Source organism: Flaviaestuariibacter terrae, from assembly GCF_054777635.1.
The window spans coordinates 146,473-162,801 of the sequence record NZ_BAAHAL010000006.1 but is presented as its reverse complement, the minus strand read 5'-3'; the positions used below and the strand labels follow the sequence as shown (position 1 = coordinate 162,801).

The window sequence follows — 16,329 nt, the reverse complement described above, 5'->3', positions numbered from 1 at the left end:
GTTTGGACAAAAAGAGCTAGGTTTGCCGTCACCAAACTACTGTATGTCTGAGCTCCTCAACCCGGAGGCTTCCTCCGATGAACGTCCCGCCGCCTTGCAATGCCTTTTGTGCGAGATCCCCATAGGAAGCTATGAAGGCCGCAACCCGCTTTGCGGAGAGTGCCGCGAAAAAGCGATCCGCTACCCCGTGCCGCGCTGGCTGCGCCTTTTCGGAGCCTTCATCGTGCTACTGCTCCTGTTCAGCCTGTATAAGCTTCCCGGTACCCTCAGCACCGCTATCCACGAGAAACGGGCGATGGTCGCAATGAACGCGCACCGCTACAAAACGGCCCAGCGCGAACTCGAGCAGGCCGTCCGCCGCGAGCCGGGTTTCATCGACGCGCAGTGCCGCCTGTTGATCGCGGCCTACCACAACGACGACATAGAAGCCATGAAGCGCGCATACCTCGCGCTGGAAAACAAGAAAATCGACAACGACGGGCTTTTTGCCCAAACGACGGAAACCATCGAGCTCGCCGCGCACTACCTCCCGTCCGACAGCCTCAGGGCCTTCCTCCAGGGTGTTGCCGATCCCTCGGAAACACTTTCCGAAGCACAGGTGCTCGGCTTTCTCGAGCGCAATGCTTCCGACCCGATGGGCCGGCTGCTCCTCGCGACCGTGCAGGGCCGCGAAAAGCGGTACCCCGCGGCCGACAGCACGCTTCGGCAGCTGCTTTCCGATGAGCCGGGCTATAGCTCCGCGCTGCAGTCCATGGTGGCCGTGAAGCGCGAGGAAGGCCAAACCGATTCTGCGCTCGTTTTTGCCGAGCGCCTGCTGGACCTTAACCGCGAATCAGCGAGCGCTTATGGGGTGCTGGCGCGTGTGCTGCTGAAGCAGAAGAAAGACGCGGCCGCCCTCGCCACCGTCCAGGAAGGACTTCGCATTGACCCCAGCGACGGCTATTGCCTCGCCAGCCTCTCGCTGGTGTACCATTTTACCGGCAAGCTGCGCGAGCGCGATGCGCTGATCGAAAAAGCAAAGGCTGACAGCGCGAGCGCCTCCTCCTTCAGCTATGTGTCGGATGTTGTTTCCGGCAAAGAGATTTTCCGCAACTAAAAAAGCTTCTCATGTTTATTCCCGGCATCCTCATTACCATCCTCAGCTTCCCCGGCGTTATCGTGCACGAGCTGGCGCGCTCTTTTGCCGTCTTTTCCGCGTCCCCGTATTCGATCGGCGTTCCATGGTCATAGGTAAATATGGGAAGGGCCGCGGGCATCGCAATGAGCGCGCCGAGCTAGGTTGCGGGCTATCCCATCATCGGGCTTATCTATCTTGGGGCCATAGGATCGTTCTTCTGGCTCGACCTGGCCTTCGGGGTAGCAGTGGCCATCGGGCTGCCCAACCTTATCGCCGGGATGCTTGCCTGAGCCGGTTTTTTCGAACATAGCAATGGCGCCATCCGGCGCCATTGCTATTGGTCTTCTTCTGTTTACACGAGGCTTTTCTTTTTCTTGTCTGAAAGCAGCCAGACCACAGTGGCCGCGACGGCTACCGTGCTGGCCACCTTCCGCACAAGGTGCCAGGGCGCATGTTTCCACTCGGCCTTCCAGCCGTGCTCGGCGAAGATATTCGGGATATGTCCCTTGCTGAAGTCGTCGAGGTAGCCCTCGATCACGTTGACGCGGTCGGCCAGGATCAGCGGCAGCCAGTGGCCGAACGATCCTTCGCTGTATTTGAAGGCATAGCGGCGGATGGCACCGCTGAGACCCGAGGGAGGCGTCGAGGTGCCGAACACCGCCGACACGGCGGGCCGCTCGTTCGACTTCAGTACTTCTACGGATAGCGGCTGCAAGGTAGGCCGGTCGTAATGACTCCGCTCGCGGTCGTCGCCCGTATAATGCTTCATCGGGTGCGTGGGCTCGTTGGTCGGGTCGGCATCGATGCCCCAGCCGTTGATATGCTTGTATTTCCCGCGCAGGCTTTCGATGTCGTCTGCTGGTTTATGTACGTGTTCCATGGTCAAAGTTTGGAGTTTGGGGTTTGGAGTTTGGAGTTTGGATGTCTACTCTTACTCATTATTGATTTCTCATTACTCATTACTCATTACTCATTACTCATTACCGATCCCTAGGCGGCGGAGGGAATGAGGATCGGCTTTATGCAGCCGTCGCGCTTGGCCGAGAAGATATGGTAGGCATCGGCCACCTCCTCGAGCGGCACGCGGTGCGTGATGATCTCCTTCGGGTTGAGGCGGCCGGCCATCACGTGCTCAATGAGGCGCGGCAGCAGGCGCTTCACCGAGGCCTGGTTGGCGCGGATCGTGAGGCCTTTGTTGACCACGTTGCCGATGGGCACCATGTTGAACGTGGGGCCATAAACGCCAACGATGGAAATGATACCGCCCTTCTTCACCGAGTTGATCGCCCACTGCAGCGCTGTCGCCGAGCCCGCCTGGAGCAGGCCCTTGCGCCCGGTGATTGTTTGCAGCAAGCTGCCTGCCGCCTCGCAACCCACGGCATCGATACAAACGTCGGCACCGAAGTAATCGGTTGTCTTTTTCAGGAAGAGCACCGGATCGCCGATGGATTCGAAATTATAGGCCTCGCATTGCGCGTAGCGCCGTACGAAGTCGAGGCGGTACTCGAGGTGGTCGATAACGATCACGCGGCCGGCGCCGAAGAGCCAGGAGCACTTCGCAGCAAGGATCCCGATGGGACCCGCGCCGAAAACCACCACCGTGTCGCCGGGCTTGATACCGGCCATTTCGGCGGCCTGGTAGCCCGTGGGCACCACGTCGGTGAGCAGCACGGCGTCGTCGAGGTCCATGCCCTCGGGAATGATCGTGGGGCCCACGTTGGCGTAGGGTACGCGCACATACTCCGCCTGCCCGCCGTCGTAGCCGCCGGCGGTGTGGGAATAGCCGAAAATGCCGCCCACTGCCGTGGCCTGGGTGTTCGACTCATGGCAGTTTCCAAAAAGCTCCTGCTTGCAGAACGGGCAGGACCCGCAGGCGATGTTGAAGGGAACCAGGACGCGGTCGCCGACCTTGATGTTGGTGACCTCGGGACCTACTTCTTCCACAACACCGGTAAATTCATGCCCGAAGGTCATGCCAACGCGGGTGTCGGGAACGAGCCCGTGGTAGAGGTGCAGGTCGGAGCCGCAGATACAGGACCGGGTGACGCGAACGATAGCATCCTGCGGGTGCAGGATCTCCGGCATGGGCTTGTTACGATCAGCGCGAACACGGAAGGGGCCGCGAAAATTCATTGCTAGCATGGGCAAATTTTGTTTGGATGAAACAATTCCTTTTTGCGGGGCGGCGGCTTCCCTTTTCGCTTAAAAACCATGCCGGTTGACGCCGGAATTCAAAGGATCCAACCGCGACCAAAGCCCATCCGGAGCGGCTTTCAGCAAGCGCCCCCGGTTACGCGGCACCGAAATTGAATGACCGTAGTTCTACAATAAGCGATGTCTCCACTCCTATTCTTTCCACCCTGGCTTTCCGCAACGCTTTGGGGCCTGCTCTCCGGCTCGGCCCTTCTCCTCGGTGCCGGGATCGGCTACTTCCGTCATGTGCCGGTTCGCACTGTTGGGCTCATCATGGCATTTGGCAGTGGGGTGCTGATCTCGGCGCTCGCTTTCGAGCTGATGGATGAAGCCTACCGCAACGGTGGCTTTGTAGCGGCTGCAGCGGGCTTCCTGGGCGGGGCGCTCCTGTATTCCGGCGCCAACTGGGCGCTGAACCGACACGGCGCGCGGCACCGGAAGCGCTCGGGCAAGCTGCAGCCCAGCGAGGAGCAGCACCCGGGCAGCGGCACCGCGATCGCCATCGGCGCGCTGATTGACGGGATCCCGGAGTCGGTCGCCATCGGCCTGACCATGATCCACGGAGGATCGGTGAGTATGGCGGCCGTCATTGCCATTTTCCTGAGTAATATTCCCGAATCGCTTTCGAGCTCCACCGGCATGAAAAAAGCAGGGCGGAGCGCGCGGTACATTTTCAGTATCTGGGCCGTCATTACGGTCCTTTCGGGACTCGCCGCGCTGGCGGGCTACTCCTTCTTCAGCCAGCTGTCTCCTTCGTGGACAGCAGCCCTCGTTGCCATGGCCGCGGGCGCCATCCTTGCGATGCTGAGCAGCACGATGATCCCCGAAGCCTACGAGGAAGCGCACGACTTTATCGGCATCGTCACTGTCCTCGGGTTCCTGGCGGCATTCTTCCTGAGTAAAATGGATAGCTAAATAAGCGACGTGAAGTGCCCCCTGCCGCATTATTGTTCGACCAGCAGTTCGGAGTGCTGCGTCTTTGCAGCAGCCAGCTCATTATATAAGGAAAGCCGCCCTTCCAGTTCGGAGTTCATACCATTTAACCTTATGAAGCGCGGCGGGCATAGAACGTAAACTGAGTGCATGCTATCAGAAAGACTCTGTTGAACGGCTTTTCCTGAATGCGAGACACGGAATCGAACCTCTGTCCGCCAGCCCGGAGATAAGCTTAAAAGAGTGCACAAAAAAAAGCCTCCGTGTGGAGGCCTTTCGTTAGTTGCGAAGACAGGGATCGAACCTGTGACCTTCGGGTTATGAGCCCGACGAGCTACCGCTGCTCTACTTCGCGTTGCAAATATAGGAGCCCATTTCATAGCAGCCAAAAAAAGATCCTTCTTTTTTTTAGAAGGATCCGAACAAACTTTTCAAAACGCTTTTCAGCCCGGTCTGGTACGTAAAAAGCTGTCGCCGGAACAACGCCAAACCACAAACCCCAAACTACAAACTTTCGCTACCCCCGCTTGCGTACATCGGAGCCGCCCGACTTATGGCTTTCCACCAGGTTGGCGGAGCCGCGGTAGTAGATGTCGGAGCCGCCCGAAGCGGAAGCCCGGATCTCGCGGTTTACCGTCACGTCGACGTCGGAGCCGCCCGAAGCGTCGGCCGTGCAGGTGTCGACGGCCAGGTCCTTGCCCTTGAAATCGGAGCCGCCGGAAGCGCTGACCGTCAGCGAACCACCCGTGCCGCTGATATCGGCATCGGAGCCGCCGGAGATCTGGACCGTGAGGGCGCCGGCTACCGCTACCGACCCTTTGAAGTCGGCACCACCCGACAGGTCGAGCTTGAGGCTGGGGCTGTGGAGTGTGCCTTCCACATACACGTCGGAGCCGCCCGAAGCGCTCAGCAGGTCGATAACCGTTGCCGAAACATAGGCCTTGAGGTTCCGGCTGTTGCCCCAGACCATGCCCTTGCCATCGTTCGATTCAAACCAGATGCGGAGGATCCCGTTCTCGACGCTGGTGCGGATCCGGTCGCGAAACTCGATCGTCCGTGCGCTGACGGCAACCGCCTCGGTGCCTTCGCTGAGGTACAGGTCGATGCCCGCCTGTACACGGATGCCGTGGAAGGCCGGAACGCTGCGCACCTGCGCCATGTCGTCGTGGATGGTTTTTTGCGCGGAGGCCCCGGTGGCCAGGGCGAGGAGGATGATTGCCAGTATCTTTTTCATATCGGGGAGGTTATCTGTTTCCTGTAGTACGCCCAAGGGAGGAAAAATGTTACAGCGCCATCAAACCGGTCCTGTACCTTTGCGCCGACATCCTCGGGGTGCTGCGACCGCTCAACACGGTTTAAGCTGAGATTATACCCGTCGAACCTGATCAGGGTAATGCCTGCGCAGGGAAGGCTGAACACTTTTTTGTTCCCTCCTCCTTTTCGCACCCGCATTTCCCTTTCATTTAAAACCACTTTTACAATGAAAAGGACTGCATTCTCGCTTCTCCTCCTCGCCGCCGCATCTGGCGCCGGTGCACAAACCAAAATCGCCGACACCCTCGAGCTCGTTCCCGTCGAAGTACGGAGCACGCGCGCTTCGGAAAAGGCACCGTTTACCAGGACCGATCTGAGCCGCGCAGCCATCGAGCGGCAAAACATGGGACAGGATCTTCCCTTCCTCCTCAACCAGACACCATCTACCGTGGTTAGCTCCGACGCAGGTACCGGTATTGGCTACACCGGGCTCCGGATCCGCGGCACCGACCTCACGCGGATCAACGTCACGCTCAACGGCATCCCCTACAACGACCCCGAGTCGCAGGGTGTTTACTTCGTCGACCTCCCCGACTTTGCATCCTCGCTCGGCTCGATTCAGGTGCAGCGCGGCGTGGGCACTTCGTCCAACGGCGCCGGCGCCTTCGGGGCAACGCTTAACCTGAGCACCAACGAAGTGCGCAAGACGGCGTACGCGGAGCTGTTCAACAGCTACGGCTCGTTCAACAGCTGGCGCAACACCGTGAAGGTGGGCACCGGCCTGCTCAACGACCACTTCACCGTAGACGCCCGCCTGTCGCGGATCTCCAGCGACGGGTTCATCGATCGCGGCAGCAGCAACCTGCAGTCGTACTTTCTCTCCGCCGCCTGGCTCGGTGCACGCAGCAGCATCCGCGTCAACGTGTTTTCGGGAAAGGAAAAGACCTACCAGGCCTGGAACGGCATCCCCGAATACAAGCTGTTCTTCAACCAGGACAGCCTGCTCGCCCATTATTACAACAACATCGGCTCGCTCTATTTCACGCCCGCCGATTCGGCCAACCTGTTTGGCTCCAACCCGCGCCGCTATAACGGTTACCTTTACCCGAACCAGACCGACAATTTCCGCCAGGACCATTACCAGCTGTTCCTCAACCACCGTCTCAAGAGCGGCATCGCCCTCGGCGCGGCCTTCTTCTTCACGCATGGCGAAGGCTATTACGAGGAGTATAAATACGGCCAGAAGTACAGCAGCTACGGCCTGCCCGACTACAGTGCCGGCGGCGCAACCCTCACGCGTACCGATCTTGTGCGCCAGCTGTGGCTGAAAAACGACCTGTACGGCGCCACCTTCTCGGCCGAATGGAAGCGCCGCGACCTGGAACTCACCTTCGGCGGCGCCTGGACCCGGTTTGACGGCCAGCACTACGGCAACGTTATCTGGGCGGCGCAGGGTATCGACAAAGACTACCAGTGGTACCACTTCCCGGCCCGCAAAGACGATGGCAACATCTATGGAAAGGCCGGCTATACGATCGCGAAGAACCTGTACGCGATGGTCGACCTGCAATACCGCAGCGTACAGCACACGGTAACCGGAACGCGGAAGTTTCCCGGGCTGCTCGTGAACCGCCGCTGGAACTTTTTTAACCCAAAGGCAGGCCTGCGTTATGAAGGCCGTGGCTTCAGTGCCTATGCGTCGTACGCAGTGGGGCAGAAAGAGCCGAACCGGACCGACTTCGAAACCGGCGCCGGCATCGCCGACCCGCGCCCGGAAAAGCTGCACGACATTGAAGCCGGCATCGAGCACCGCGGCGGGCGTGCGCAGTATGGAATGAACGGCTACTACATGCGCTACAAAGACCAGCTCGTGCTCACCGGCAAGCTTAACGACGTCGGCGACGCGATCCGCGTGAACGTTCCGGACAGCTACCGTCTTGGCCTGGAGGCCTGGGGCGGCGGGCGTGTCAACAAGTGGCTGGCGCTGCAGGGCAACGTTACGGTGAGCCGCAACATCCTGAAAGCTTTTAACGACTACGTGCCGCGCTACGACGTCAACTTCGACTTTACCGGCTACGACACGCTGCGTTTTGTCAACACGCAGATTGCCTTTTCGCCCTGGCTCACCAGCGCCGCCACGATCGTGGTCACCGCGGCAAAAGGCCTCGACTTCTCGCTCGTAAGCAAAGGCGTCAGCAAGCAATACCTGGATAATACAACGAGCGCCTCGAAGCAGATCCGCGGCTATTTCGTGCAGGATGCCGAGCTCCGCTACACGACGCCGGTCCGCAAAGGCCTTCGCGGTATCGAATTCTTCGTCCGCGTCAACAACGTCTGGAACCGCAAGTACGAGTCGAACGGATATACGTATTCCTACAAGTACGACAACTCGCTGATCCGCGAAAACTTCTACTACCCGATGGCGGGAACCAACGTGCTGACGGGGGTGAATGTGCGGCTGTAGAATATCGGGTAACGAATATCGAATAACGAATATCGAATATCAGATATCGAGGGGGCTTTCCGGAAACGGGGAGCCCTCCTTGTGTGGGGAGGGCTCAGTTCGCTATCCGATATTATCTGATCGATATTCGATATTCGGTCTTACTTATCCACCGGGTACTTCTCCTGCCAGGCAAGGATGCCGCCGACGAGGTTGTTGGTGTTCTTGAAACCGAGCTGGTCGAGGACCATGGCCGCCATCATCGAGCGGTGGCCGCTGCGGCACTGCAGGATCACTTCGTCTTCCTTGAAGTCTTCGAGCTCGTCTACCTGCATGGTCTGGATCTTTCCCAGCGGGTAGAGGCGGCTGCCGGCGATGCGGCACTCGGCGTATTCGTGCGGCTCGCGCACGTCGATCAGGATAAATTTTTCGCCGCGTTCCATCTTGGCGTTGAGTTCGTCGATGCTGATGTTATTCATGGAGCGTTTTATTGCGGTTGTTGTTGGGCCGGCGGCGGCGCCACGGCCTGTGTTGTATCGGTTCTTGCCGGCGGGTTGACGTCGAGCCAGAGATCCACCATCTGCCCGGGGCGGATGCGGAAGCTGCGGCCCCTGCTGTCGTGTACCTCGGGGCTTTGGCGCACCACGAAGGCGGCCAGCGAATCGCGGACGCCCGGGGCCACTACAGAACCGAGGATGTAGCCCTCGCTCTCGATAAGCGCCCGCGCCTGCTCGTAGGTCATACCCACGAACTGCGGCACTTCGCGCGCTTCCTGGCCCACACCGCTGCCGACAACGAGGTCGATGCGGCTTCCAACGCGAATCTTGCTGCCGGGGGCGATCGGGCTTCCGTTCACCGTCTGGTCGAGCACGGTGCCCTTGGCGAAGTCGGGCCGCGATGTGGTATCTCCCAGCTTGAGCCCGAGGTTGCGGAGCAGCATTTCGGCGTTGCGGAGGTTGTAGCCACGGAGGTTGGGCATGTCGACATCCGGCGGAATCACGCGGTTGACGGTGAGGTACACGGTGCGGCTTACCTTGACAACGGCATCTGCCTCGGGCACCTGCTTGATCACGGCGGAAGGAGCCAGTGAATCGTAGTACACCGAATCCTGGATCACGTAGTCGAAGCCACCCGCGTCGAGCAGCTTTTCCGCCTCGCCGAGTGTTTTGCCGGTGACCGCCGGCACGTTGCGCGCAACACCGTGACGCGTGATGCTGTTAAGCGACAATATGAAAATCAGCAACAGCAGCAGCACCAGGGCAAGTGCCCACAACACGTTGATCCAAAGGGGCCGGCCGGTGACATTGCGGTGAATGAAATTTTTCAAGTACGTGGCGGATTTGAGGGTGCAAGATAAGGAATCGCTTAGGAGCGGGCGAGGCACTGCTCCAGCAGGCTTCCGTAAAACTCGGTCAGCGACAGTCCCGCGGCGCGCACCTGCTGCGGGATCACCGAGGCCTCGCTCTGGCCCGGCACCGTGTTGATCTCGAGCATGAAGGGGCCCGCCTCGTTGTTGTAGATAAAGTCGATCCGCACAACGCCGCTGCAGTTGAACACTTCGTAGATCCGCTGCGCGGCAGACTCCAGTGCCGACTTCCAGCCCGCATCGATGTCGGCGGGCGTTACCTCCGAAGACTTGCCTTCGTATTTGGCCTCGAAATCGAAAAACTCGTTGTGCGCGATGATCTCGGTGATGGGCAGCACATGGATGGCGCCGCCGGCCCGGTAGACACCCACGGTAAACTCGCGGCCGCTGATCATCTCCTCCACCAGCACCTGGTCGTCTTCGGCAAACGCCTTTTCGAGGGCCGGGGCGAGATCGGCGCCTTCCGACACCTTGCTCATCCCGATGCTCGACCCGCCGTTATTGGGCTTCACGAAAACGGGAAGCTTGAGGCGGTCGAGGATGTCGCCGGTATTGTAGGGTGTATGCCTGAACAGGTGTACCGACCGGGCAACGTTGATGCCCGCCATCGCGGCCACCGCCACCGTATAGCGCTTGTTGAAGGTGAGCGCCGATGTCGCCGCATTGCAGGACGTGTACGGAAGACCGATCATATCGAAATAGCCCTGGAGCTTGCCGTCTTCGCCGGGCGTGCCATGAAGGCCTACGAATACGGCATCGAACTGCACGAGCTCGGTGCCGAGCGTAAGGGTGAAATGCTCGCGGTTCACCAGCGTCTTCTGCCCGTCCTCGTGCTCGTAGTACCAGCCTGCCGGATTTATGTCGATCGTATAGACATCGTATTTGGCCTTGTCGAGGTGCTCATAGATGGTGCGGGCCGATTTGTAGGAAATAACGGCTTCGCCCGAGTAGCCGCCCGTTATCAGCGCGATCTTCTTCTTCATGGCGTAAAGCTATGGAACCGCAGAACAAGGAACAAGGAACAAGGAATTAAGAAATTAGGTAAAAATTTTCTAATAAAAAGGGAAGCCATTTCTGACTTCCCTTCGTTATTCGTAGTTCCTTGTTCCTTGTTCGATATTCTCAGAGATGCAGGCGCTCTTTCTTCTCGAGCAGCCCTTCCACCGTTTCCTGGTACATCTCGTCGGGTACGCAGCAGTCGACGGGGCAAACCGCGGCGCACTGCGGCTCCTCGTGGAAGCCCTGGCACTCGGTGCATTTGCTGGGAACGATATAATAAGTGTCGTTGGCGATGGGCGCGTTGCGCTGGCCTGCGTCGACGGTGCTGCCATCGATGAGCACGTAGGTGCCTTTCACAGAGGTGCCGTCGGCGATCGACCAGTCGACACCACCTTCATAGATCGCGTTATTCGGACACTCGGGCTCGCAGGCGCCGCAGTTAATACATTCGTCGGTTATCTTGATGGCCATAAAGTCGGTTTGGGGTTGAGCGTTACTTTTGTGCGACAAAAATAAAGGGTGCTCATGAATTTGCAAGAACGGATTGACCTGCTGGTGCGGCTTGGCGACTATCTCGGCGGCAACGATCCGGAATGGGAGGAGGCAAAGCGCAAGGCCTACCGCGAAAACAACTGGTTTACCGAGGAGTTTGTCAACCTGTCGGCGGCCAACATCCGCACGGCCTTCCTTCGCCGCGAAGCACTGACCGCCCTCGCGGAGCGGTACAAGATCCCGGAGGTTACCGAAGATCCGAAGAAGGTCGGCCTCGTGCTGGCCGGTAATATCCCGCTGGTGGGCTTTCACGATGTGCTCTGCACCTTCCTGGCCGGCCACCGCGCGATGATCAAGCTTTCCTCGAAAGACAGCGTGCTGCTCAGCCACCTCGTTGAAAAGGCCATCTCCTGGGCACCGGCCGCTGCCGCTTACCTCGTGCTCAGCGAGCGGCTGACGGGCTGCGACGCCTACATCACCACCGGAAGCAACAATACCGCCCGCTATTTCGAGCACTACTTCGGCAGGTATCCCCATATCATCCGCCGCAACCGTACCTCGGTGGCCATACTGACGGGCCACGAAACGGCGGGCGACCTGGAAAAACTGGCAGACGACATTTGCCAATATTTCGGGTTGGGCTGCCGAAATGTAACCCAGCTCTGGGTTCCGGAGGGATATGACTTTAAACCATTGTTAACGGCACTCGACAAATACAAGGGCCTCGAGCAGCATAATAAGTTCCGAAACAACTACGATTACAACCTGGCCGTACATATCATCAACAACCATTTTTACATGACCAACGGCACCGTGCTGCTGCTGGAAAACGAAAGCCCCTTCGCCCCCATCAGCCAGGTCCATTACCGCTTCTACAAAGACCGCCAGGAGGCCGAAAACGCGCTCCGGGCGCAGGAAGACATCCAGTGTATCGTGGGGGAAGGTCACACGGCTTTCGGCGGCGCGCAATGCCCCGCACTCGATACCTTCGCCGACGGTGTCGACACGCTGCAATTCCTGCGCTCGCTGTAATCCGGAGAACTACGAAGGTCTTAGTAAATGTTTGTTAAACTGAACAGGAGGCATCCGAAAGATCGAACCGCGCTGTTATTTTGTTGTGCAGAGGCATACATTTTGACAGTATCCCATAACCCTATTCAATAGCACACTATGAAATGGAAGCAAGTATTGATGATCGTTGCGATTAGTGCTGCGACCACCTTCGGCAGCATCTTCGCGTACCAGAAGTTCTTCGCGCCGGACCGCTATGCGATCGGCTCTTCGGAAAAAGGCCTTCCCGCCAACTACGCCGGCTTCTTCAACGGCGGACCCGGCGGAGCGGCCGAGCCCATCGACCTTACAAAAGCCGCCAATGCCGCAGTGCCGGCGGTGGTGCACATCAAGACCAAGATCCCGGCGAAGACCATTTCCAACAACATCCCGAAGAACCGCCAGAGCGGGTCGTTCTTCGACGACTGGTTCGACGACCTCTTTGGCTCCGGCCCCAACGTCATCCCTGAGCAGCGCGCCTCGGGCTCCGGTGTTATCATCTCGGAAGACGGCTATATCGTTACCAACAACCACGTTATCTCCAACGGCTCCGACGGCGTTGCCGACGAGATCATGGTGACCCTGCACAACCGCAAGACCTATAAGGCCCGCCTCATCGGCCGCGACCCGAGCTCCGACCTGGCCGTGCTGAAGATCGACGGCAGCAAGTTTCCCTTCCTCGTCTACGGCAACTCCAACAACGTACAGCTTGGCCAGTGGGTACTTGCCATCGGCTACCCCCTGACCCTCGAAACAACTGTGACCGCCGGCATCGTATCGGCCACCGGCCGCTCCATCAATATCAACCGCCGCCAGAGTGAAACGCCCGTGGAATCCTTCATCCAGACGGACGCAGCGGTCAACCAGGGCAACAGCGGTGGCGCCCTTGTGAACACCAACGGTGAGCTTATCGGTATCAACTCGGCGATCCTCGCCCCGACGGGCACCTACGCCGGCTACTCCTTTGCCATACCGGTGCAGATCGTCAAGAAGATCGTTGACGACATCGTGCGCTACGGCGACGTACAGCGCGGCTACCTCGGCATCACCTATATCGCTACCGATGACATGACCGAAGAGCAGATGAAGGCCCAGGGCCTGCAGGTGAACCAGGACGGCGTGCTCGTATCGGGTGTGGCCAACGACGGCGGCGCCTTTGCAGCCGGCATCCGCAAGGGTGATGTCATCACGCGGGTCAACGGAGCATCGGTAAATACCGGCATCCAGATGAGCGCGCAGATCGCCTCCTTCCGGCCCGGCGACAAGGTATCCGTTACCTATGTCCGCAACAGCAAGGAATACAGCACTGAGGTAACCCTCAAGAAGAAAGGCGATGTGGTAACGCAGAATATCGGCAACCGCCTTGGCGCCGACCTCGCCACGCTCGATAAAACGAAGGCCCGCCAGTACGGCATCGCCGGCGGCGTGGTGGTGCAGAAGATCACCGAGGGCGGCCCCATCAGCAATACGCGGATGCAGCCCGGCTTCGTGATCACCAGCGTCAACGGCCAGGACGTGGCCAGCGTGGAGCAGCTCGGCCAGGTGATCGCCACCCTTTCCGACCCGCGGATCCGCATTGAAGGTATCTACCCGGGCTACGACGGCTCGTATACGTACCCGATGACGCTCGATCAGTAGGAACAGCAGAACAAGGAACAAGGAATAATGAATATCGAAGGGAAGTCTGGAAACGGGCTTCCTTTTTTTGTTGAGCCTTAGCCGCTGCTCGTCCCTGGTTCCTTGTTCAGGATTCCTTGTTCCTTGTTCTCCTGTTCTTTCTGCGGCAGCGCCGCAGAAATTAGGGGTTTTTCTAAGCAAGCGCGGCCGTAAATTCGGCTCCCTAAATTGCACATGACATGAAACGCCTGGCCTTTTTAACCCTCGGGGTGGCCGCTGCCGGCCTGCTTGCCTTTACTCCGCCGGGAGACAAGAAACCCAAGAAGATCAAGTACATCGATCCCGCCAACATGGACCTGAGCGTCAAGCCGGGCCAGAACTTTTACCGCTATGCCAACGGCTCCTGGCTTAAAAAGAACCCTGTGCCCGCATCGAAGACCCGCTGGGGCTCCTTCGACGAGCTGCGCGAGGAAAGCAGCCGCCGCATGCGCCTGCTGCTGGAAGACGCCGCCAAACAAAGCAGCGATCCGAAGCTGCAGCAGGTAGGCGAGTTTTACCTGAGCGGCATGGACACCGTGCAGATCGAGCAGCTGGGCTACACGCCCATCAAAGCCGACCTGCAGCGTATCGATGCCCTTACCTCCATCCCCGACTTCCTCAACGAGCTTGCCTGGGAACGTACGCAGGGCATGGGCGGAGCGCTCTTCAGCTTCAGCATCTCGCAGGACCGCAAGAAGGTGGACCAGTACATCCCGATGATCGGCCAGGGCGGCCTGACCCTCCCCGACCGCGACTATTACCTGAAAAACGACGCGCGTAGCCTGAACATCCGCTCGAACTACCGCCAGCACCTGATGACGATGTTCACCCTCATCGGCTATGGCGCGCGTGAGGCCGACCAGAAGGGCGACGCCGTGATGCGGATCGAAACCGCGCTTGCCAAAGCCCAAATGGCGCGCGTGGAAATGCGTGACCCCTACAAGACCTACAACAAGTATGCGCTGAAAGACATGTCCCAACTTACGCAGGGCATTGACTGGGGCATGCTGATGAACAAGATGAAGCTCTCTGGTCCCGACTCCGTGATCGTAAGCAACCCCAACTTCCTCCGCGCCGTAGACGTGCTGCTCAGCGGCATTTCGCTCGACGACTGGAAGACCTACCTGAAGTGGAACGTACTGAACAACACGGCAGCCTACCTCAGCTCGAACTTCCGCCAGCAGGACTTCCGTATGCGCTCGGCACTGACAGGCCAGAAGGAAATGACGCCGCGCTGGCAGTTCGTCAGCGGTCTTATCGACCAGCAGCTCGGCGACCAGCTCGGCCAGCTGTACGTGGCCCGCTACTTCAAGCCCGAAGCCAAGCAGCGGATGCTCGACCTCGTGAACAACCTTCAGGAAACATTCGCCGGACGTATCCGCAACCTGTCGTGGATGAGCGAGGAAACGAAAGTGCGCGCCTTGGAGAAGCTCAATGCCTTCACCAAGAAGATCGCGTATCCCGACAAGTGGAAAGATTACAGCTCGATTACCATCGCCCGCAACGATCTCCTCGGCAATATCCGCCGCTCGGCCCAGTGGCGCTACAACGATATGGTCGGTCGCTACGGCAAGCCCGTTGACCGCACCGAGTGGGGCATGACGCCTCCGACGATCAATGCCTATTACAGCCCGGTGAATAACGAGATCGCCTTCCCCGCCGGCATTCTCCAGTTTCCCTTCTTCGACTTCGGCGCCGACGATGCCGTGAACTACGGTGGCATTGGTGCCGTGATCGGCCACGAGATGACCCACGGCTTCGACGACTCCGGCCGGCAGTACGCAGCCAGCGGCAACCTGAGCGACTGGTGGACGAAGGCCGATGCCGACATGTTCAAGAAGCGCGCCGACGAGGTGGTGAACCAGTATAACGGATTCACCGTGCTCGACACGCTGCATGTGAACGGACGCCTGACGCTTGGTGAGAACCTCGCCGACCTTGGCGGCCTCAACATCGCTTACGAAGCCTTTACCAAAACGAAGCAGTTCCGCGAAGGCAAGAAGATCGACGGCTTCACGCCGCAGCAGCGCTTCTTCCTCAGCTGGGCCCAGGTATGGCGCAGCAACTCCACCGACGAGTCGCTCGCGCAGCTGATCCTCACCGATCCGCATTCGCCCGGCGAGCACCGCGCCAACGGTCCCATCGTGAATATGGATGCCTGGTACGAAGCCTTCAACATCCAGCCTTCTGACCCGATGTACAGAGCCCCGGAAGCCCGGACACGGATCTGGTAATCTTTCCCCGTAGAAATACAAAGGCCTCCCCCGCGGAGGCCTTTTCTTTTTACTTTCCCGCGCCCGGTGGAAAAGTTCGCATAACCGCGGTAGTTGTATTATTTTAGAGGAAGCAAACATTTGCGAACACTAAAACCAAAACATATGGGCTTTGTAAAAGAGTTCAAGGAATTCGCACTCAAGGGCAACGTAGTGGAGCTGGCTGTAGCCGTGATCATCGGCGCCGCCTTCGGGGCGATCATTTCGTCGTTGGTGGAAGACGTCATCACCCCGCTGATCATGACGCCTATCCTCGACCGCGCCGGCCTCAACGACCTAGACAAGCTATCCTGGGGCGCCGTGAAATACGGCAAGTTCATCGCCGCCGTCCTGAAGTTCCTCCTTATCGCACTCTCCCTGTTCCTGATGATCAAGGCCATCAACCGCATGAAGCGCCGCAAGGACGTTCCTGCCGTCGACAAGCCGAATGCACCGGAGTACTCGCTGCAGGAGAAACTGCTGATGGAAATCCGGGATTCGCTGAAGCGCTAAGCGCTTCGCATTGAATAGTAGCTATTGAATAATGTGTATTGAATAAGGGGCATCTCCACAA

The 16,329-nt window shown here is 58.9% G+C and carries 15 protein-coding genes, 1 tRNA gene and 1 riboswitch; of the genes, 8 read left to right on the top strand and 8 right to left on the bottom strand.

What is annotated here, in order from left to right; genetic code table 11:
* Positions 1–43 precede the first annotated feature (43 nt).
* Positions 44–1,096: a tetratricopeptide repeat protein gene (locus tag ACYU7Z_RS01430; RefSeq protein WP_460566890.1), complete on the top strand. Its 1,053-nt coding sequence runs from the start codon at positions 44–46 to the stop codon at positions 1,094–1,096.
* 11 nt (positions 1,097–1,107) lie between these two features.
* Positions 1,108–1,230 (top strand): hypothetical protein, encoded by a 123-nt coding sequence (locus ACYU7Z_RS01425; protein WP_460566888.1) that lies wholly within the window; start codon positions 1,108–1,110, stop codon positions 1,228–1,230.
* Positions 1,231–1,469: 239 nt separating this feature from the next.
* Here ACYU7Z_RS01425 and ACYU7Z_RS01420 read toward each other — a convergent pair whose 3' ends face one another.
* Positions 1,470–1,997, bottom strand: a complete 528-nt coding sequence (locus tag ACYU7Z_RS01420) for a hypothetical protein (protein ID WP_460566886.1) — start codon at positions 1,995–1,997, stop codon at positions 1,470–1,472.
* A 110-nt stretch (positions 1,998–2,107) separates the two neighbouring features.
* The gene (locus tag ACYU7Z_RS01415; RefSeq protein WP_460566884.1) at positions 2,108–3,259 is read right to left on the bottom strand and encodes a zinc-dependent alcohol dehydrogenase; all 1,152 of its coding nucleotides are present in this window, start codon (positions 3,257–3,259) and stop codon (positions 2,108–2,110) included.
* 192 nt (positions 3,260–3,451) lie between these two features.
* Between ACYU7Z_RS01415 and ACYU7Z_RS01410 the strand changes: the two genes are divergently transcribed.
* A complete protein-coding gene (locus ACYU7Z_RS01410) occupies positions 3,452–4,225 on the top strand; it encodes a ZIP family metal transporter (RefSeq protein ID WP_460566882.1) in 774 nt (257 codons plus the stop codon).
* Between the two features lie 301 nt (positions 4,226–4,526).
* Here the strand turns inward: ACYU7Z_RS01410 and ACYU7Z_RS01405 are convergent.
* Both ACYU7Z_RS01405 and ACYU7Z_RS01400 read right to left on the bottom strand, forming a co-directional pair.
* Positions 4,527–4,598 (bottom strand) — tRNA-Met (locus ACYU7Z_RS01405).
* Positions 4,599–4,760: 162 nt separating this feature from the next.
* Positions 4,761–5,477 carry a head GIN domain-containing protein gene (locus ACYU7Z_RS01400; RefSeq protein WP_460566880.1) on the bottom strand — a complete coding sequence of 239 codons (717 nt, stop codon included), beginning with the start codon at positions 5,475–5,477 and terminating at the stop codon, positions 4,761–4,763.
* Positions 5,478–5,561: 84 nt separating this feature from the next.
* Positions 5,562–5,668: riboswitch (TPP riboswitch) on the top strand.
* 55 nt (positions 5,669–5,723) lie between these two features.
* Here ACYU7Z_RS01400 and ACYU7Z_RS01395 point away from each other — a divergent pair.
* Positions 5,724–7,961, top strand: a complete 2,238-nt coding sequence (locus tag ACYU7Z_RS01395) for a TonB-dependent receptor (protein WP_460566878.1) — start codon at positions 5,724–5,726, stop codon at positions 7,959–7,961.
* A gap of 140 nt (positions 7,962–8,101) precedes the next feature.
* Here the strand turns inward: ACYU7Z_RS01395 and ACYU7Z_RS01390 are convergent, their stop codons facing one another.
* From ACYU7Z_RS01390 to ACYU7Z_RS01375, 4 genes are all read right to left on the bottom strand, one after another.
* Complete coding sequence (locus ACYU7Z_RS01390; RefSeq protein ID WP_460566876.1) at positions 8,102–8,419, bottom strand: rhodanese-like domain-containing protein; 318 nt, start codon at positions 8,417–8,419, stop codon at positions 8,102–8,104.
* A gap of 8 nt (positions 8,420–8,427) precedes the next feature.
* Positions 8,428–9,267 (bottom strand): PASTA domain-containing protein, encoded by an 840-nt coding sequence (locus ACYU7Z_RS01385; protein ID WP_460566874.1) that lies wholly within the window; start codon positions 9,265–9,267, stop codon positions 8,428–8,430.
* 38 nt (positions 9,268–9,305) lie between these two features.
* A complete protein-coding gene (locus tag ACYU7Z_RS01380) occupies positions 9,306–10,289 on the bottom strand; it encodes a D-alanine--D-alanine ligase family protein (RefSeq protein WP_460566872.1) in 984 nt (327 codons plus the stop codon).
* Positions 10,290–10,428: 139 nt separating this feature from the next.
* The gene (locus ACYU7Z_RS01375) at positions 10,429–10,776 is read right to left on the bottom strand and encodes a 4Fe-4S dicluster domain-containing protein (RefSeq protein ID WP_460566870.1); all 348 of its coding nucleotides are present in this window, start codon (positions 10,774–10,776) and stop codon (positions 10,429–10,431) included.
* 54 nt (positions 10,777–10,830) lie between these two features.
* Here ACYU7Z_RS01375 and ACYU7Z_RS01370 point away from each other — a divergent pair, with 54 nt between their 5' ends.
* The 4 genes from ACYU7Z_RS01370 to mscL all read left to right on the top strand — a co-directional run bounded on the left by ACYU7Z_RS01370 (position 10,831) and on the right by mscL (position 16,268).
* Complete coding sequence (locus tag ACYU7Z_RS01370) at positions 10,831–11,829, top strand: aldehyde dehydrogenase family protein (protein WP_460566868.1); 999 nt, start codon at positions 10,831–10,833, stop codon at positions 11,827–11,829.
* 138 nt (positions 11,830–11,967) lie between these two features.
* Positions 11,968–13,485 carry a trypsin-like peptidase domain-containing protein gene (locus ACYU7Z_RS01365; RefSeq protein ID WP_460566866.1) on the top strand — a complete coding sequence of 506 codons (1,518 nt, stop codon included), beginning with the start codon at positions 11,968–11,970 and terminating at the stop codon, positions 13,483–13,485.
* 218 nt (positions 13,486–13,703) lie between these two features.
* The gene (locus ACYU7Z_RS01360; RefSeq protein WP_460566864.1) at positions 13,704–15,737 is read left to right on the top strand and encodes a M13 family metallopeptidase; all 2,034 of its coding nucleotides are present in this window, start codon (positions 13,704–13,706) and stop codon (positions 15,735–15,737) included.
* A gap of 144 nt (positions 15,738–15,881) precedes the next feature.
* Positions 15,882–16,268, top strand: a complete 387-nt coding sequence (gene mscL, locus ACYU7Z_RS01355; protein WP_460566862.1) for a large conductance mechanosensitive channel protein MscL — start codon at positions 15,882–15,884, stop codon at positions 16,266–16,268.
* Positions 16,269–16,329: the final 61 nt, after the last annotated feature.